This is a genomic window from Bradyrhizobium sp. IC4060, assembly GCF_020193715.1.
Lineage (GTDB): Bacteria > Pseudomonadota > Alphaproteobacteria > Rhizobiales > Xanthobacteraceae > Bradyrhizobium > Bradyrhizobium yuanmingense.
This window is the reverse complement of the sequence record NZ_JADYVJ010000017.1, coordinates 22,185-38,662: the sequence shown is the minus strand read 5'-3', so window position 1 is coordinate 38,662 and position 16,478 is coordinate 22,185. Positions and strand designations below refer to the sequence as shown.

The 16,478-nt window shown below is 65.1% G+C and carries 17 protein-coding genes; 4 read left to right on the top strand and 13 right to left on the bottom strand.

Features of this window, described 5'->3' with window-relative positions; genetic code table 11:
• Nucleotides 1-113 precede the first annotated feature (113 nt).
• The 7 genes from I6F16_RS33500 to proB all read right to left on the bottom strand — a co-directional run bounded on the left by I6F16_RS33500 (nucleotide 114) and on the right by proB (nucleotide 7,211).
• A complete protein-coding gene (locus tag I6F16_RS33500) occupies nucleotides 114-1,475 on the bottom strand; it encodes a S41 family peptidase (protein WP_036008736.1) in 1,362 nt (453 codons plus the stop codon).
• Entirely contained in the window at nucleotides 1,472-2,851 is a 1,380-nt protein-coding gene (locus I6F16_RS33495; RefSeq protein WP_036008738.1) for a peptidoglycan DD-metalloendopeptidase family protein, read from the bottom strand. The genes I6F16_RS33500 and I6F16_RS33495 overlap by 4 nt, the downstream gene beginning before the upstream one ends.
• Before the next feature lie 32 nt (nucleotides 2,852-2,883).
• Entirely contained in the window at nucleotides 2,884-3,366 is a 483-nt protein-coding gene (gene rlmH / locus I6F16_RS33490) for a 23S rRNA (pseudouridine(1915)-N(3))-methyltransferase RlmH (protein WP_225174306.1), read from the bottom strand.
• Between the two features lie 91 nt (nucleotides 3,367-3,457).
• Nucleotides 3,458-3,814, bottom strand: a complete 357-nt coding sequence (rsfS, locus tag I6F16_RS33485; protein ID WP_024338888.1) for a ribosome silencing factor — start codon at nucleotides 3,812-3,814, stop codon at nucleotides 3,458-3,460.
• Between the two features lie 209 nt (nucleotides 3,815-4,023).
• The gene (locus tag I6F16_RS33480) at nucleotides 4,024-4,668 is read right to left on the bottom strand and encodes a nicotinate-nucleotide adenylyltransferase (protein WP_036024650.1); all 645 of its coding nucleotides are present in this window, start codon (nucleotides 4,666-4,668) and stop codon (nucleotides 4,024-4,026) included.
• A 19-nt stretch (nucleotides 4,669-4,687) separates the two neighbouring features.
• Nucleotides 4,688-5,983, bottom strand: coding sequence for a glutamate-5-semialdehyde dehydrogenase (locus I6F16_RS33475; protein ID WP_225174305.1), 1,296 nt, complete (start codon nucleotides 5,981-5,983; stop codon nucleotides 4,688-4,690).
• Nucleotides 5,984-6,089: 106 nt separating this feature from the next.
• The gene (gene proB / locus I6F16_RS33470; RefSeq protein WP_036008728.1) at nucleotides 6,090-7,211 is read right to left on the bottom strand and encodes a glutamate 5-kinase; all 1,122 of its coding nucleotides are present in this window, start codon (nucleotides 7,209-7,211) and stop codon (nucleotides 6,090-6,092) included.
• Nucleotides 7,212-7,403: 192 nt separating this feature from the next.
• Here proB and I6F16_RS33465 point away from each other — a divergent pair, with 192 nt between their 5' ends.
• On the top strand, nucleotides 7,404-8,369 hold the full coding sequence (locus I6F16_RS33465) for a Bug family tripartite tricarboxylate transporter substrate binding protein (RefSeq protein WP_036024653.1): 966 nt from the start codon (nucleotides 7,404-7,406) through the stop codon (nucleotides 8,367-8,369).
• A 157-nt stretch (nucleotides 8,370-8,526) separates the two neighbouring features.
• Here the strand turns inward: I6F16_RS33465 and I6F16_RS33460 are convergent, their stop codons facing one another.
• The 3 genes from I6F16_RS33460 to I6F16_RS33450 all read right to left on the bottom strand — a co-directional run bounded on the left by I6F16_RS33460 (nucleotide 8,527) and on the right by I6F16_RS33450 (nucleotide 12,006).
• Nucleotides 8,527-10,161, bottom strand: coding sequence for an alkaline phosphatase family protein (locus I6F16_RS33460; RefSeq protein WP_225115130.1), 1,635 nt, complete (start codon nucleotides 10,159-10,161; stop codon nucleotides 8,527-8,529).
• 236 nt (nucleotides 10,162-10,397) lie between these two features.
• Nucleotides 10,398-11,438: a GTPase ObgE gene (obgE, locus tag I6F16_RS33455; RefSeq protein WP_036008723.1), complete on the bottom strand. Its 1,041-nt coding sequence runs from the start codon at nucleotides 11,436-11,438 to the stop codon at nucleotides 10,398-10,400.
• An 85-nt stretch (nucleotides 11,439-11,523) separates the two neighbouring features.
• Complete coding sequence (locus I6F16_RS33450; protein ID WP_225115129.1) at nucleotides 11,524-12,006, bottom strand: MaoC family dehydratase; 483 nt, start codon at nucleotides 12,004-12,006, stop codon at nucleotides 11,524-11,526.
• Here I6F16_RS33450 and I6F16_RS33445 point away from each other — a divergent pair.
• Both I6F16_RS33445 and I6F16_RS33440 read left to right on the top strand, forming a co-directional pair.
• On the top strand, nucleotides 12,005-12,217 hold the full coding sequence (locus I6F16_RS33445) for a hypothetical protein (protein WP_225115128.1): 213 nt from the start codon (nucleotides 12,005-12,007) through the stop codon (nucleotides 12,215-12,217). The two genes, I6F16_RS33450 and I6F16_RS33445, sit on opposite strands and share 2 nt — an antisense overlap.
• A 59-nt stretch (nucleotides 12,218-12,276) precedes the next feature.
• A complete protein-coding gene (locus I6F16_RS33440) occupies nucleotides 12,277-13,191 on the top strand; it encodes a DMT family transporter (protein WP_225115127.1) in 915 nt (304 codons plus the stop codon).
• Between the two features lie 174 nt (nucleotides 13,192-13,365).
• On the opposite strand, the gene I6F16_RS33435 is transcribed toward I6F16_RS33440, so the two are convergent.
• The 3 genes from I6F16_RS33435 to rplU all read right to left on the bottom strand — a co-directional run bounded on the left by I6F16_RS33435 (nucleotide 13,366) and on the right by rplU (nucleotide 14,881).
• On the bottom strand, nucleotides 13,366-13,959 hold the full coding sequence (locus I6F16_RS33435; protein ID WP_057026542.1) for a GNAT family N-acetyltransferase: 594 nt from the start codon (nucleotides 13,957-13,959) through the stop codon (nucleotides 13,366-13,368).
• A 162-nt stretch (nucleotides 13,960-14,121) separates the two neighbouring features.
• Nucleotides 14,122-14,391, bottom strand: a complete 270-nt coding sequence (gene rpmA, locus I6F16_RS33430; protein ID WP_025032812.1) for a 50S ribosomal protein L27 — start codon at nucleotides 14,389-14,391, stop codon at nucleotides 14,122-14,124.
• Between the two features lie 103 nt (nucleotides 14,392-14,494).
• Nucleotides 14,495-14,881, bottom strand: a complete 387-nt coding sequence (gene rplU, locus I6F16_RS33425) for a 50S ribosomal protein L21 (RefSeq protein WP_036008712.1) — start codon at nucleotides 14,879-14,881, stop codon at nucleotides 14,495-14,497.
• 331 nt (nucleotides 14,882-15,212) lie between these two features.
• On the opposite strand from rplU, the gene I6F16_RS33420 reads away from it, so the two are divergent.
• Entirely contained in the window at nucleotides 15,213-16,340 is a 1,128-nt protein-coding gene (locus I6F16_RS33420; RefSeq protein ID WP_036008710.1) for an ROK family protein, read from the top strand.
• Nucleotides 16,341-16,478: the final 138 nt, after the last annotated feature.

The following is a 16,478-nucleotide window of genomic DNA, read 5'->3' as shown; positions in this document are numbered from 1 at the left end:
ACGCCGAGGTCAAGCGGCGGCAGGCCGGGATAGGCCGGAGGCAGCAGCAGTTCCCAAGCAAAAAGGGCGGCTTCGGGAAGCCGCCCTTTCGCTGGATCGCGTGATACGCCGACCTAGTTCGCCGCTTTGGCCTTGTCGGTCGCCGCCTTGTTGTCGTTGCCGGGCGTCGGCGCCGCGGAGGCGCTGTTCTTGATGCCGTGGAGCAGGTCGCCGGCGAGCTTGAGCGCCTTGTCGTCCTTGGCGTCCGGCGGGACGTAGGACTGCGAGCCCGTCTTCTCGTCGCCGTCGTTCTTCAGGTGGCCGCGCAGCGAAGCCTCGCCCTTGGTGTCGGTGCGCGACTTCAGCTCGTCCGGCACGTCCTGCAGCACTTCGATATCGGGCACGATGCCCTTGGCCTGGATCGACTTGCCCGACGGCGTGTAATAGCGCGCGGTGGTCAGCCGCAGCGCGCCGTTGCCGCTGCCGAGCGGAATGATGGTCTGCACCGAGCCCTTGCCGAACGAGCGCGTGCCGACGATGGTCGCGCGCTTGTGGTCCTGCAGCGCGCCGGCGACGATTTCCGACGCCGAGGCCGAGCCGCCATTGACCAGCACGATGACCGGCCTGCCCTTGGTCAGGTCGCCCGTATGCGCGGCGCGGCGCTGGGTCTCCTCGGCATTGCGGCCGCGGGTCGAGACGATCTCGCCCTTCTCGAGGAACGAGTCGGAGACGGTGACCGCTTCCTCGAGCAGGCCGCCCGGATTGTTGCGGAGGTCGATGATGAAGCCCTTGAGCTTGTCGCCGCCGATCTGGTTCGTGAGGTTGCCGATCTCGCGCTTCAGGCCTTCGGTGGTCTGCTCGTTGAAGGTGGTGATGCGGATATAGCCGATGTCATCCTGCTCGACGCGCGCGCGCACCGAGCGGACGCGGATGTTGTCGCGCACCAACGTGACGTCGAGCGGATTGTCCTGGCCCTTGCGGATGATCTTGAGCTTGATCTTGGTGTTGACTGGACCGCGCATCTTCTCGACCGCCTGGTTCAGGGTCAGGCCCTGCACCGCCTCGTCGTCGAGATTGGTGATGATGTCGTTGGCCATGACGCCGGCGCGCGAGGCGGGCGTGTCGTCGATCGGCGAGACCACCTTGATCAGGCCGTCCTCCATCGTGACCTCGATGCCGAGGCCGCCGAACTCGCCGCGGGTCTGCACCTGCATGTCGCGGAAGCTCTTCGCGTCCATGTAGCTCGAGTGCGGATCGAGGCCGGTAAGCATGCCGCTGATGGCGGATTCGATCAGCTTGGTGTCATCGGGCTTCTCGACATAGTCGGAGCGCACGCGCTCGAACACATCGCCGAACAGGTTGAGCTGGCGATAGGTGTCCGCGGTGGCGGCTCGCGCGCTGGAGCCCATGAACACCGCGCGCGGCTGGGTCACGAACAGCGTCAGCGCCGCACCGGTGGCGGCGCTGAGGAGGATTACTGAAGTCTTGCGCATCATCCGCGAACCTTCTCGCCTTCATTTGCGGCCCACCATGGGCCTGGATCGATTGGAGTGCCGTCTTTACGGAACTCGACATACAGCACAGGTTGACTCGCATTGGTGGCGAGAATGGAAGCGACCTGAGAGGTCGACCCCATGGTCGCGACCGGCTCCCCCGTGAGCACAAACTGGCCGATGTTGACCGAAATGCGCTCCATCCCGGCGATCAGGACATGATACCCGCCCCCGGCGTTTAGGATCAAGAGTTGTCCATAGCTGCGGAATGGGCCGGCATACACAACCCAGCCATCACACGGCGTCGTGACCTGGGCGCCGGGCTTGGTCGCCAGCGAAATGCCCTTCTGGACGCCGCCGACCCCGTCGGAACCGCCAAAGTCCCTGATCTTGTTACCGTTAACCGGAAACGGCAGGAGGCCCTTGGCCGAAGCGAAGGCGATCGCCGGGGTGGTGCGGGACTTGTCCTTGAACGCGCCCGGGCCCTGTTTGGCGCTGGCGGCCGCGTTTGCCGCCGCCAGTTTGGCCTCCTTGGCCTCGGCCTGCCTTGCGGCCTCGGCAGCCTTCTCGGCCGCCCTGGCGGCGGTTTGCAGATCCTGCTCCATCTTGGCGATCAGCCCCTGGAGATCGCCGACCTGCCTTGACAGCGCGATCGCGCGCGCGCTTTCGGCGTCGAGATCTTTTTCCCGCGCGGACTGCTGACGCTGCCGTTCCTCGATCAGGGCGGTGAGCCGGGTCTGGTCGCTCCTGACCTTGTCGCGGTCGGAGGCGAGCTGATCGCGCTCGGTGGCTATGGTCTTGCGCAAGGCCACGAGCTCGCCGAGCTCGCTTGCGATCTTCTCGGCGCGGCCGCGCAATTCCGGCACGACGGCGCCAAGCAGCATCGCGGTGCGCAAGGATTGCAGCGCATCTTCGGGCCGCACCAGCAGCGCCGGCGGCGTGCGCCGGCCGGCGCGCTGCAAGGCCGCCAGCACCTCGACGATGTCGGCCCGGCGCGAATCCAGCGAAGCGCGCATCTGCTGCTCGCGGCCGTTCAGAGTTCGCAGCCGCGCTTCGGCCTCGTCGATCTTGGCTTCCACGGCGCGCACATTGGCGGCGGTGTCGATCAGCTGCTGATTGAGCTGGGTGCGGTCCTGGCCGAGCGCGGTGATCTCGGCCTTCAGCTTGGCCTGCGCTTCTTCCGCGCTTCGTTGCCTCGCGCGCGCGGCCTCCAGCTCCTGCTCGCGCTGCTTGATCGCATCGGGCGAGACGGCGGCAGTCTGCGGCGACGGCGCAACTGTCTGACCTTGCGTCTGAGCTTGCGCGAGGCTTTCTTCGGCGAAGAGGCTTGCGCCGGCAAGGCCGGTGATCAGCAGCAGGTTGAGGAGCGGCGCTCGCATCGTGTCGGCAAAGGTGCTCGTTGTGGCGCGCATCACGCGCGGTGATAGGGATGGCCGGCCAGGATGGTGGCGGCCCGATACAGCTGTTCCAGAAGCATGACGCGGACCATTTGGTGCGGCCAGGTCGCAGAGCCGAACGCGATCGCGAGCTTGGCCTTACGGCGCAATTCGGGCGAAAGTCCGTCCGCCCCTCCGATCACGAAAATAGTATGTCCGGCGCCCTCGTCGCGCCAGCGCGCCAGATGCCGTGCGAATACGGTGGACTCGAGATTCTGGCCGCGCTCGTCCAGCGCCACCAGGATCGCCTTGTCAGGAATATGCGCCGAGATCGCCGCGGCCTCTTCGGCCATCCGCGTCGCCGCATCGCGTGCGCGGCTTTCGGGAATTTCGTGGATGCCGAGCTCGCGGAATCCAAGCTTGCGGCCGGCCTCCTCGAACCGCTCGAAATAGCGGTCTGCAAGCTCCCGGTCGGGGCCCTGCTTCAGCCGGCCCACCGCAATGACAGCAACACGCATGATTCTTGAGTCGCGTTGACGAGACCGCGCGCAACAAGCGCGCGCACGACGCTAGCATGCGCGTCAGCCGATTCGAAATCGGCCTTCGAGCCTAGATCGCCTTCGCCGCCCCTGGGCCCTGCGTGTACAACCGCTCGAGGTTGTAGAACTCGCGGACCTCGGGTCTGAACACGTGCACGATCACGTCGCCGGAATCGATCAGCACCCAGTCGCAATTGGGCAAGCCCTCGACATGGATGTTTTTGATGCCGTTTTCCTTGAGGCTCTTGGTGACGTTTTCCGCGATCGCGCCGACGTGCCGGTTCACCCGGCCGGTGGTGACGATCATGTAGTCGGAGTACGCCGATTTGCCGCGAAGGTCGATGGTGACCGTCTCTTCCGCCTTCATGTCCTCGAGGCGGGAGAGGATCAGGCTCAGCGTCTTGTCGGCGTCGGGTTGCGCCTTCAAGGCCGCAGCTTTGGTCGATGTTTTACGCGTAGGCTTGGCAACCTTGGGTAAAACAGACTTGGACAATACAGATGCGGTCAGGGACCATTCCTTTCACTGTATCGCGAACGCCGAATCCGGGCGCCCACTGGTTACACTACATCATGTGGGGTTAAGGGTTTCAATATGCCAGAGAGACCGAAATCCCCACCAGGTCGGCACACTTCGTCTCACTTCGTACCTTTCCAGCTCCCGTCCGGGTTCCGTAGGCCGGTCGAGGACAGATTCAGCTTCAATCCGGTCAGGAACACCCAGGCCGGTGCCGGCCGATCTGCAAGCTGGACAGCCTTGTTCTCGGGCAGACGGTAGCGCGATAACGCCTGGGCCGCGGGCGAGCCGAGCGCGCGAAAACTCTGCGGGGGGCGATCGATCACGGCCATCGGCACCTGGGCGGCGATGCGCCGCCAGTCCTGCCAACGATGGAATTGAGCGAGATTGTCGGCGCCCATGATCCAGACGAAGCGCAAGCCAGGAAAGCGGCGGCGCAAGGTGTTGATCGTGTCGATAGTATAGCGGGTGCGAATGACGGATTCGAGACAGCTCACCTCGATGCGCGGATCATCGGCGACCTCGCGCGCGGCCTGCATGCGCTCGCCGAGCTCGTGCAGCGTGCCGTTCTCCTTGAGCGGATTGCCCGGCGTAACCAGCCACCAGACGCGATCGAGCTGCAATCGCTTCAGCGCGAAGCGGCTGATCGCGCGGTGCGCCTGATGCGGCGGGTTGAACGAGCCGCCGAGCAGGCCGATGCGCATGCCCGGCGTCGAGGGCGGAACCGCTTGCGCCACGAAGCGCGGCACGACGAGATTGTTGCTCAATGCCCGCGCCCCGCGACGTCTACGGCCGAGTCTGTCCGGTGCCGCGGACGCGATATTTGAAGCTCGTCAATTGCTCGGCGCCGACCGGGCCGCGGGCGTGGAAGCGGCCGGTGGCAATCCCGATCTCGGCGCCGAACCCGAACTCGCCGCCATCGGCAAACTGCGTCGAGGCGTTGTGGAGCACGATCGCGGAATCGACCTCGCTCAGGAACTTGCTCGCCACAGCCTCATCCGCGCTCACGATGGCATCGGTGTGATGCGAGCCGTGGTCCTGGATGTGCGCGATCGCGCCGTCGACGCCGTCCACCACCTTCGCCGCGATGATCGCGTCGAGATATTCGGTGTCCCAATCCTCCTCGCTCGCCGGCTTGACGCGCGCATCGGCCTTCTGCACGGCCTCGTCACCGCGCACCTCGCAGCCGGCATCGAGCAGCATCTCCACCAGCGGCTTCAGGTTCTTGCCAGCGGCGGCATGATCGACCAGCAGCGTCTCGGCCGCGCCGCAGACGCCGGTGCGTCGCATCTTGGCATTGAGCACGATCGACTTCGCCATGGCGAGGTCGGCGCTGCCATCGATATAGACGTGGTTGACGCCTTCGAGATGCGCGAAGACAGGCACGCGCGCCTCCTGCTCGACCCGCGCGACGAGGCTCTTGCCCCCGCGCGGCACGATCACGTCGATGGCGCCGTTGAGGCCCGACAGCATCATGCCGACCGCTGCGCGGTCGCGCGTCGGCACCAGCGTGATCGCAGCTTCCGGCAGGCCGGCTTCGCGCAGGCCCTGCACCAGGCACTCATGGATGGCGCGGCACGAGCGGAAACTGTCGGAGCCGCCGCGCAGGATCACGGCATTGCCCGACTTCAGGCACAGCACGCCGGCATCGGCCGCGACATTGGGCCGGCTCTCAAAAATCACGCCGACGACGCCGAGCGGCACGCGCACGCGCTCGATGGACATGCCGTTCGGCCGCTGCCAGCGCTCGGTGACGACGCCGATGGGATCGGCGATGCCGCGCACAATGCCGATGCCTTCGGCCATGCCCTCGATGCGCGCCGGCGTCAGCGTCAGGCGATCGATGAAGGAGGAGGTGGCATTGCCGGCGGCACGGGCCTCCGCGACGTCCTCCGCATTGGCGGCGAGGATCGCGGCCGAGTTGGCGCGGATTGCCCGCTCCATGGCTTCCAGCGCGCGGTTCTTCTGCTCCGGCGGCGCCAGCGCCAGCACGCGCGCGGCAGCGCGGGCACGGGTTCCGAGATCGGACATCAGCGCCTGAAGATCGGCATTGCCGTCAACGGCTTTGAGGGGGGCGGCCATGGGGTCAAAACCTTCTGCTAAGGCGGTGTCCTAGCACGGAAATCCCGCTTTTGCGAAGGGCGGGGAGGGTATGGCTGGTCTCCCGGCGGCGAGCGGGGCGGGGCCCTTACCCGCCCACCACCAGATCATCCCGGTGGATCATCTCCGCGCGGCCGCTGATGCCGAGGATGGTCATCACGTCGGGGGAGGAGCGGCCCTTGATCCGCTCGGCATCATCGGCGTCATAGGCGATCAGGCCGCGGCCGACCTCGCTGCCGTCGGGGCCGCGCACGATCACGGCATCGCCGCGGGCAAACTGGCCCTCGACCTTGTTCACGCCGGCCGGCAGCAGGCTGGCCCCGGCCCGTAGCGCGGTCACCGCGCCGGCATCGATGGTCAGCGTGCCCTTCGGCTCCAGCGTGCCCGCGATCCAGCGCTTTCGCGAGGTGATGGGATTGGCCGGCGTCAGGAACCAGGTGCAGCGGCCGCCATCGGCGATCGCCTGCAAGGGATGCTCGATCTTGCCGGAGGCGATCAGCATATGCGTGCCGCCGGTCGTCGCGATCTTGGCGGCCTCGACCTTGGTGCGCATGCCGCCACGCGACAGCTCGGACTCGGCATCGCCGGCCACGGCCTCGATCTCCGATGAGATGCTGTCGACGACGGGAATAAGCTTAGCGTTCGGATTGTTCTTCGGCGGGGCGTCGTAGAGCCCGTCGATGTCGGACAGCAGCACCAGCAGGTCGGCGCTCGCCATGGTCGCGACGCGCGCGGCGAGGCGATCGTTGTCGCCGTAGCGGATCTCGGTGGTCGCCACCGTGTCGTTCTCGTTGATCACGGGGATCGCGCGCCATTCCAGCAGCTTGCCGATGGTGGAGCGCGCGTTGAGATAGCGGCGGCGCTCCTCGGTGTCCTGCAGCGTCACCAGGATCTGGCCGGCGCCGATACCGTGGGCGCCAAGCACCTCCGACCAGATTCGCGCCAGCGCGATCTGACCGACGGCGGCCGCGGCCTGGCTCTCTTCCAGCTTCAGCGGGCCGCGCGGCAATTTCAGCCGGCTGCGGCCGAGTGCGATCGAGCCGGAGGAGACGACCAGCACGTCGCGCCCTTCCTTGTGCAGCTTGGCCATGTCGTCGGCCAGTGCAGCCAGCCAGGACGCACGCACCTCGCCCCTGTCGGAATCCACCAGCAGCGCTGAGCCGACCTTGACGACGATGCGGCGGAATTGGCTGAGTTCGGGGCTGGCCATGTCTCTTGTGTGCTGGCGCTGGATGCGAATGACGGCGGAGCGACAGGCGGCGCCGATGAGCCCCTGCTTTTGCAGCAGGACGGTGACCGGCGCAAGTCAGCCGGGATGGTAAACGACGCATGTCGGCCTTGTGTCAGCCGTCCGTCTGGCTCTAATGGCGATCAACGATAAACGGGCCGAAAGAGGAAACGAATGGATCGCCGCAAATTCATGGCCGGATGCCTCGGCCTGCCGCTGTTCGCGCAGGCGGGTGGTGCGCGGGCGCAGGCCGGGCTGACGAAGATCATCTTCCCGTTTGCGGCCGGAGCCGGCGGCGACACGCTGTGCCGGCTGCTCGCGCAGGAGATGGCTCCGCTGCTGCAGCGGACCGTCGTGGTCGAGAACCGCACCGGCGGCGACGGCCTGATCGGCATCAAGGCGGTGAAAGGCGCGAGCCCCGACGGCAGCATGGTGCTGGTGACGACAGGGCCGACCATGTATCTGCTGCCAATGGTGGAGGCGACGCCGAGCTTCGACACGGCCAGGGATTTCATGCCGGTGTCGCTGCTGGCGCGCTTCGAGTTTGCGCTGGTGATCGGCCCGGGCATCGATGCTGCCGATTTCAAAGCGTTCGTAGCGTGGCTGAAATCGCATCCGGACAAGACCTCGTTCGGAGTGCCGAGCAACGGCACCATTCCGCATTTCACCGGCTCCAAGCTCGAGAAGGATCTCGGTATTCCCCTGACCCGCGTGCCCTATCGCGGCAGCGCGCCGATCCTTAACGACCTCGTCGGCGGCCACATTTCCTTCGGGATCACCACGCTGGCGGACGCGCTGCCGCAGCACCGCGCCAAGGGCGTGAAGATCATCGCGGTCGCGAGCGCGGAACGTTCACCCTTCGCGCCTGACGTGCCCACGCTGAAGGAGAGCGGCATCGATCTCGTTGCCGACGCCTGGTACGGCATGTGGCTTCCCGCCGGCAGCCCGCCGGAGTTCGCGAGCAAGCTCGGGGCGGCGGCGAGCGCGGCGCTTGCCAAGCCGGAGGTGAAGGAGAAGTTGACGGCGATCGGGCTGATTCCGATCGGCAGCAATGCGGACGCGCTATCCAAGGAGCTCGCCGCGAACACCGCGCTGTGGCAGCCGATCGTGAAGGCGACGGGCTACAAGATCACGAATTGAAGGCCTCTTCTCCCTCTCCTCGTTCTTACGGGGAGAGGGTTGGGGTGAGGGGCTGTCTCCGCGAAAGCGCTGGCAATTGAACTCGCGGAGGGTCCCCCTCATCCGGAATTTGCTCTCGCAAATTCCGGCCTCTCCCCGCAAGCGGGGAGAGGCTGCTTCACATCTTCGCGCGCTGGGCGATGCCGTCCTTGATCGCCGCGAGCTCTTTCTCGTCCCAGATGCCGATCAGGATGCCACCCTTCACCTGGAGCTGACTATCCGCATAGGCGGCGATCTTCTCGCGTGGTGTGGTGATATGATCGTTCGGATGCAGCGCCCAGTCGAACAGCTCGGCCTGGAGCCGCGCGATGATGCCGGCGCATTCCGGATCGTCGCCGCGATCCAGATATTCGTCCGGATCGGTTTCGAGGTCGTACAGCATCGGGCGGAAGCCGGAGGCGTGGATGTATTTCCAGCGCCCGTCGAACACCATGAACAGGCGGCAGCGCTCGATCGGCTGGTTCAGCTTCAGCCGCACGTCCTGCATGGAATAGTCATATTCGGAGAACGCCACCTTGCGCCAATCTGATGGCGTGGGCCCGCGCAGCAGCGGCAGCAATGACCGCCCTTCGAGGATGTGGCCCGGCACCTTGCCGCCGAAATAATCGACGAAGGTCGGCGCGAGATCGATTCCCTCGACCAGCGCGTCGCTGCGCGTGCCGCGCGTGGCGTCGGCTTCCTTCGAGGGATCGATGATGATCAGCGGGATCTTCGCCGACTGCTCGTGGAACAGGTCCTTCTCGCCCATCCAGTGATCGCCGAGATAATCGCCATGATCGGAGGTGAACACGATCATGGTGGTGTCGAGTAGGCCGCGCGCCTCCAGAAACTTCATCAGCACGCCCATCTGGTCGTCGATCTGGGTGATCAGGCCCATATAGGTCGGGATCACCTTCTCGCGTGCATCATCGCGCGCCATGTTGCGGGAGTAGCGCATGTCCATGTAGGCGCCGAACACCGGATGCGGATTCTGCCGTTCGCGCTCCGAGCGGATCACCGGGATCATGTCATCCGTCGAATACATGCTGGCATAGGGCTCCGGCGCGATATAGGGCCAGTGCGGCTTGATGTAGGACAGATGCAAACACCAGGGGCGGCCGTCCGTTTCCGCCTCGCTGATGAAGTCCATCGCGCGCCGCGTCATGTAGGGCGTCTCGGAATGCTCTTCTGGCACGCGCGCGGCCTTGTCGGCATGCACCAGCAGCCAGCCGTTCTGCAAGCTGCCATCCTCGGCAGCGCCGGAATTGGCCCAGTGCTCCCAGGGATTGGTGGCTTCAAAACCCTGCTTTCGCAGATATTCGTCGTATTTCGGGCGTGGCCGTCCGGTCGGATGCAGGCCGTCGTCGCGCTCGTAAGGCTCGAAGCCGCATTCGGCGACATGCACGCCGATCATCGATTCCGGCGGGATGCCGAGCGCCTTCATGCCTTCGATATCAGGCGCCATGTGGGTCTTGCCGACCAGCACGTTGCGCACGCCGATCTTGTTGAGGTGATCGCCGAGCGTGGGCTCCCCGACGCGCAGCGGCCAGCCGTTCCAGTGCGAGCCGTGCGAGCGCATGTAGCGCCCGGTGTAGAACGACATCCGCGACGGGCCGCAGATCGGCGATTGCACATACGCCTTGCTGAACAGCACGCCGCGCTTGGCCATGGCGTCGATGTTCGGTGTCTTCAGCGTGGGATGGCCGGTGCAGCCGAGATAATCGTAGCGAAGCTGGTCGCACATGATCCAGAGAACGTTCTTCGCGCGCGCCATGCGTTGTCCCTGCCGTTTCTTGATTGTTTGATGCTGCGCTATCGCGGGCGCGAAGACAAGCCGTGATGCGCGCGCTCGCAGCGATAGACTCCGCTGTCGTCCCCGCGAAGGCGGGGACCCATAACCAAAGGGAGTCGTTTGGCGAAGACTCGTCGTTCGGTACTTCGACCCTTCGCAACAGATAGATCACGCGGTATGGGTCCCCGCCTTCGCGGGGACGACGTTGGGGAGAGAGTTTAAGCCGACCACGGCTCCGCTTCGGCCGCGCTCTTGGCCTTGGCGGAGACCGGGCTTTCGCCGATCACATCGGCCAGCGCGCGCAACGCCTCCTTGACGCCCTGGCCGGTGGCGCCCGACAGCAGCAGCGGCGTCTTCTTGGCGGCGCGCTTGAGGCGGTCCTTCTGCTTCTTCAGCTCGTCCGGCTCGACCGCATCGATCTTGTTCAGCGCGACGATCTCGATCTTGTCGGTGAGCTGCCCGCCATAGGCGTCGAGCTCCTTGCGCACGGTCTTGTAGGCCTTGCCGGCATGCTCGCAGGTGGCGTCGATCAGGTGCAGCAGCACGCGGCAGCGCTCGACATGGCCGAGGAAGCGGTCGCCGAGGCCGGTGCCTTCATGCGCGCCCTCGATCAGGCCGGGAATGTCGGCCAGCACGAATTCGCGGCCGTCGGCATTCACGACGCCGAGCTGGGGATGCAGCGTGGTGAAGGGATAATCGGCGATCTTCGGCTTTGCCGCGCTGACCTTGGAGAGGAACGTTGACTTGCCCGCATTGGGCATGCCGACGAGGCCGGCGTCCGCGATCAGCTTCAGCCGCAGCCAGATCCAGCGCTCCTCGCCGGGCTGGCCGGGATTGGCGTTGCGCGGCGCGCGGTTGGTCGAGGACTTGAAATGCGCATTGCCGAAGCCGCCATTGCCGCCTTCGGCCAGCACGAACTTTTCGCCGACCTTGGTGAAGTCGTGGATCAAGGTCTCGCGATCCTCGTCGAAGATCTGCGTGCCGACCGGCACCTTCAGCACGATGTTCTTGCCGTTGGCGCCGTGGCGGTCCGAGCCCGAACCGTTCTCGCCCTTCTGCGCCTTGAAATGCTGCTGGTAGCGGTAGTCGATCAGCGTGTTGAGGCCGTCGGCGACCTCGATGATCACATTGCCGCCGCGGCCGCCATTGCCGCCGGAGGGACCGCCGAATTCGATGAACTTCTCGCGGCGGAACGCCACGCAGCCGTTTCCGCCGTCACCGGAGCGGATATAGACCTTTGCTTCGTCGAGGAATTTCATGGGCCATAGGTAGGCCAGCCGGCCCCCTGCGGCAACCCGGATCGGTCCGCAAATCGGCTGAAATTCCGCGAATTGGACCCCTTGCTTAATCCACCGGCCGCCGCCGGATCAGGAATTTCTGCGTGCCCTCCAGCACCAGCTCCTTGCGCTGGTTGAACACGGTGCTGCGCAGCGTCACCACGCCGGTGCTGCGCCCCGGCACCAGCTCGGTGACTTCGAGCGCGGGATAGATGGTGTCGTCGGCGAACACCGGCTTGAGGAACCGGCTCGACTGCTCGAGGAAGCCGACCAGGGAGTCCTCGACCATGAACGGAAACAGGCCGGCGCCGGGCGCGGTGTGGATCAGGGTCTGGAAGCCGTGGGCGAGCAGATGCGGCATGCCGCGGGCGCGGCAATATTCCACGTCGTAATGCACGGGGTGGGTGTCGCCGCTCGCGGTCTGGAATGCGGCGAACAATGCCGAGGTTTGGGTGCGGCTCGGCAGCACGAAGCGTTCGCCGACGACGAAATCCTCAAACCAGCGTTGCGTCGGGATCATGCGATGCCGGGCCGGATCGAAATCGGTCATGTCAAAGCTCTCTTTTCGTCGCTGGGCGCTTATCGCTACCGCGATGCAAACAATGCGACAATCCGTTCAATTCGGCTTGCGCGGGCTTGCCGCGGCGGCTGCCGTCATTAAAACGACTGCAAGCGACTCTATTCGCCTGCTTTCGCCGCTATCTCCCCGTCATTGCGAGCGCAGCGAAGCAATCCAGAATCCCTCCGCGGAAAGATTCTGAATTGCTTCGTCGCAAGAGCTCCTCGCAATGACGAGCCCCCGAACCTGCAACTCGTCGCAATGCCCCTGTTCAAGAATCTCTCCGCCTATGACGATCGCTCCGCGCGCCTGGCCGGCATCGGGCTCATGGTGCTGTCGATCTTCATGTTCTCGTTCGGCGACGCCATGGGCAAGTTCCTGGTCGGGACCTATTCGGTGGGGCAGCTGCTATTCCTGCGCGCCTGCGCGGCACTGCTCCTGCTGTCGCCGCTGATCTGGAAGCAGCGTCACCAGTTTCTGCATCTGGAGCGGCCGGGCCTGCAGCTGGTTCGCGTCGTGCTGTCGACGCTGGAAGTCGCGGCCTTCTTTCTCGCAACCGTCTATCTGCCGCTCGCCGACGTCATCACCTATTATCTCGCCGGCCCGATCTTCGTCACCGCGATGTCGGCAATCTTTCTGGGCGAGAAGGTCGGCTGGCGGCGCTGGACCGCGATCCTGATCGGCTTCTGCGGCGTCTTGATCGCGCTGCGCCCCTCGGCGCAGACCGTCAGCCTGCCGGCCCTGATCGCGCTAGGCGGCAGTCTTTCTTTCGCGACCCTGATGCTGATCACGCGCAGCCTGCGCAAGACGCCCGACATCGTGATGGCGTCCTCGCAATTCCTCGGCACGTTCTCCCTGGGCGCAGTGCTGTCGGTGTTCAACTGGGTGCCGCCGACGCCGGGCAGCCTCGCGATCTTCGCCGCCGCCGGGCTGGTTTCGGTCACCGCGCTGTTCTGCGTCAACCGTTCGCTCAAGCTGGCGCCGGCCAGCGTCGTGGTGCCCTACCAATATTCGATGATCGTCTGGGCGGTGATCTTCGGCTTCGTCGTGTTCGGCGACGTCCCGTCCATCGCAACACTCGTCGGCGCCGCAATCATCATCGGCGCCGGGTTCTACATTTATCTTCGGGAGCGCGATTTGGGGCGTGAGAGCGACGAGGTCAATCCGCCGGCGTAGCCACGACGTCGTCCCGGGGCGCGCGCAGCGCGAGCCCGGGACCCATAGCCCCAGAGAGCAATTGGACGACGACCCGGAGTGGGCGCTTTGCCCCACACTGCGCTCCGGGATTATGGATCCCGGGCTCGCGCTACGCGCGCCCCGGGATGACAATTGTGAGTGCGGCGCCTCGCCCTACCGCACCCGCCTCGCACTGCTCCAGCTCTTCAGCGAGGCCCACACGCCGCGCGAGAGGCGGAAGCAGTCGACGGGGGTCGAGGAGCCGAGCGCCAGGAAGCGGTGCAGCTGCACGCCGCTCCACTGGAAGCCGCACTTCTCCAGCACCTTGCGCGAGGCCGGATTGGTGACGCGCGCGCCGGCATAGAGATGCTCGTCCTCGAACTCCTCGAAGAAGAAATCGATCGCGCCGCGCGCCGCCTCGGTGGCAAAGCCCCGACCCCAATGCTCGACGCCGAGCCAGTAGCCGAGCTCGGCATTGCCGGGCTTGGAGCAATCGATGCCGACCATGCCGACCGGCCCGCTGTCGTGCTCGATCAGGAACACGGTCTCGCTGCCGAGCTCGGCGGTGGCGCGGATGAATTCGGCGGCGTCGTCCTGCGAATAGGGATGCGGCAGGCGGCGCGTGTTCTCGGCGATACGGCGGTCGTTGGCGAGCCGGGCGATGGTCCTGACGTCGGCCAGCGTCGGCCGCCGCAAGGTCAGCCGCTCGGTGGCGACGACGCTTGGTCTCGCCTCGGCCAAGGTCACGCTCGAGAAATCCTGCAACATGTCCGGCTCCGTGAAAGTCACTAAGTCAAAGTGCAAAGAACAAAGTGAGCAAAGAAAAGGGGAGGCCGGTTTCCCGCCTCCCCTTGGAGCCTTCGATCTCTTGCGATCTCTAGGACTCCGCCGGTTCAGTCGGGACCGGCGGACTCCGTTTTTGTCCACCGTCTATTCAGCAGCCTCGGCAAGCGGGAGCACCGATACGAAGGTGCGGCCGTTGGCTTTGGCTTGGAACGCAACGCGGCCCTCGATCTTGGCGAACAGAGTGTGGTCCGTACCCATGCCGACATTGAGGCCGGGGTGCCAGGTCGTGCCGCGCTGACGCGCAATGATGTTGCCGGGCGTGACGATCTCGCCGCCGAACGCCTTGATACCGAGGCGCTTGCCCTTGGAATCGCGACCGTTGCGCGATGAACCGCCTGCTTTTTTGTGAGCCATGGCTCGTCTCCGAAATCCTGCGTAGTTCTAGGTCAATTCCTTGACGGAATCATTTCAAAACGTCGCACGCATCAATTCGTGAATTGGCGTGATCGGTTTTGCGTTACTCGGCGGCTTCCGCTGCCGGCTCCTTCGTCACCTTTTCCTTCTTCGGACGCGGGCCCTTGGTGGGCTTGGCGCCGTCCGTCAGAATCTCGCTGATGCGCAGAACCGTGATCTCGTCGCGATAGCCGCGCTTGCGGCGCGAGTTCTTGCGGCGGCGCTTCTTGAACGCGATGACCTTCGGTCCGCGCTTGTGGTCGAGCACCTCGACCGCGACGGACGCGCCTGCGACCGTCGGGACGCCCAGCACCGGCGTGTCGCCGCCGACCACGAGCACTTCATTCAGCTGCACGATCGAGCCGACTTCGCCTTCGATCTTGCCTACTTCGAGAACATCATCCGGCACGACGCGGTATTGCTTGCCGCCGGTTTTGATGACTGCGAACATCGTTCTTTCTCCGTGTTCAATCCCGGCCTCGGGACGAGCGTCGTCCGGGCCGGCTTTTTGTCAGTCGCTATGGTTTATGCGAGTCTGCGTGGGCGGGAATTATCCCTTTGAAAACCCAAGCAAAACAAGCGGCGCGAGAAACGCCCCGCGCCGGCTGTGGGACTTATAGCGGCCGAGCGCGCCAAGTCAAGGAAAAGTGGGCGAAAACCGCCCGGATTTGAAGGCTTTGGCCGCGCTGAAAGCGCGCAGCCGAATCTCGGGTGGGCTTTGCAACAAACGGGTTCCCCCGCAGTTGTCCCGGCCGGAACAGGAAAGCGGGGCAAGGGCTCTCATGGCAACAGACGAATTGGTCAAAACAACGGGCATTGCCCAGCATGGCGCCGAACGGCTGCCATCGGTCGATGTCGACAGCTTCAACATCGAGATCAAGGACGAGGACGGCTTTCTCGGCGACCGCGCCAGCAAGGGCGCGTTCCGGGAGGTGCTCGAGCGCTGGCGCAAGCCGCTGCGCAAGACGGGGGAGGACCCGTTCGGGAAGGTGCCGACCGAGGAGATCAACAAGAAGACGCTGGACGCCATCCTGATCGGCGACGACACCGAGGCCTCGGCCGTGGTGCACAGCGCGATCGAGGATTTCTCCCAGGAGCTCGCTTATGTCACGCGCCGATTCCTCAAGACCAAGGCCTGGGCCAAGACCGAGCGCATCGTCGTCGGCGGCGGCTTTCGCGATTCAAGGCTCGGCGAGCTCGTGATCGCCCGCGCCGAGATCATCCTGAAATCCGAGGGCTTCAAGATCGACCTGCAGCCGATCCGCCATCATCCTGACGAGGCCGGCCTGATCGGCGCGCTGCACCTGGCGCCGTCCTGGATCTTCGAGGCTCATGACAGCATTCTCGCCGTCGACATCGGCGGCACCAACATCCGCTGCGGCGTGGTGGAAACCGGCTGGAAGAAAGCCAAGGATCTGTCCAAGGCCAAGGTGGTGCATGCGGAGCTGTGGCGTCACGCCGACGACGAGCCGACGCGCGAAGGCGCGGTGAAGCGGCTGACCAAGATGCTGAAAGGGCTGATCACGGAGGCCGAGGCCGAAGGCTACAAGCTCGCGCCGTTCATCGGCATCGCCTGTCCCGGTGTGATCAACCCGGACGGCTCGATCGAGAAGGGCGCGCAGAATCTGCCGGGCAATTGGGAGAGCAGCAAGTTCAACCTGCCGGCGAGCCTGATCGAGGGCATCCCCGCTATTGGCGAGCACGACACCGCGATCCTGATGCACAATGACGGCGTGGTGCAGGGGCTCTCGGAAGTACCGTTCATGCAGGACGTTGACCGCTGGGGCGTGCTCACCATCGGCACCGGACTTGGCAATGCGCGCTTCACCAATCGCCGCAAGGAAGGCAACGGCAAGGACCGGGATTCCACGGAGAACGGGAAGAAAAAAGGTAAAGCGGACAAGGAGTAACCTTGACCGGTTAGGTTAAGGACCGGATTGCGTTGCGGACCGCCCGTCGCACGCTAGGGTCGAATCGTCGCTTCCACTCGGCCGGCGAAGCCGCCCTTCACGGCCAGTATTTCAATAAGCGGCACGGGACCGCCAGTG

Bases quoted from the DNA above. Each gene is read 5' to 3' on its own strand.
- I6F16_RS33500 (WP_036008736.1), bottom strand. From the start codon at position 1,475: ATGATGCGCAAGACTTCAGTAATCCTCCTCAGCGCCGCCACCGGTGCG.
- I6F16_RS33495 (WP_036008738.1), bottom strand. From the start codon at position 2,851: ATGCGAGCGCCGCTCCTCAACCTGCTGCTGATCACCGGCCTTGCCGGC.
- rlmH (WP_225174306.1), bottom strand. From the start codon at position 3,366: ATGCGTGTTGCTGTCATTGCGGTGGGCCGGCTGAAGCAGGGCCCCGAC.
- I6F16_RS33475 (WP_225174305.1), bottom strand. From the start codon at position 5,983: ATGGCCGCCCCCCTCAAAGCCGTTGACGGCAATGCCGATCTTCAGGCG.
- proB (WP_036008728.1), bottom strand. From the start codon at position 7,211: ATGGCCAGCCCCGAACTCAGCCAATTCCGCCGCATCGTCGTCAAGGTC.
- I6F16_RS33465 (WP_036024653.1), top strand. From the start codon at position 7,404: ATGGATCGCCGCAAATTCATGGCCGGATGCCTCGGCCTGCCGCTGTTC.
- I6F16_RS33460 (WP_225115130.1), bottom strand. From the start codon at position 10,161: ATGGCGCGCGCGAAGAACGTTCTCTGGATCATGTGCGACCAGCTTCGC.
- obgE (WP_036008723.1), bottom strand. From the start codon at position 11,438: ATGAAATTCCTCGACGAAGCAAAGGTCTATATCCGCTCCGGTGACGGC.
- I6F16_RS33445 (WP_225115128.1), top strand. From the start codon at position 12,005: ATGTCAAAGCTCTCTTTTCGTCGCTGGGCGCTTATCGCTACCGCGATG.
- I6F16_RS33450 (WP_225115129.1), bottom strand. From the start codon at position 12,006: ATGACCGATTTCGATCCGGCCCGGCATCGCATGATCCCGACGCAACGC.
- I6F16_RS33440 (WP_225115127.1), top strand. From the start codon at position 12,277: ATGCCCCTGTTCAAGAATCTCTCCGCCTATGACGATCGCTCCGCGCGC.
- I6F16_RS33435 (WP_057026542.1), bottom strand. From the start codon at position 13,959: ATGTTGCAGGATTTCTCGAGCGTGACCTTGGCCGAGGCGAGACCAAGC.
- rpmA (WP_025032812.1), bottom strand. From the start codon at position 14,391: ATGGCTCACAAAAAAGCAGGCGGTTCATCGCGCAACGGTCGCGATTCC.
- rplU (WP_036008712.1), bottom strand. From the start codon at position 14,881: ATGTTCGCAGTCATCAAAACCGGCGGCAAGCAATACCGCGTCGTGCCG.
- I6F16_RS33420 (WP_036008710.1), top strand. From the start codon at position 15,213: ATGGCAACAGACGAATTGGTCAAAACAACGGGCATTGCCCAGCATGGC.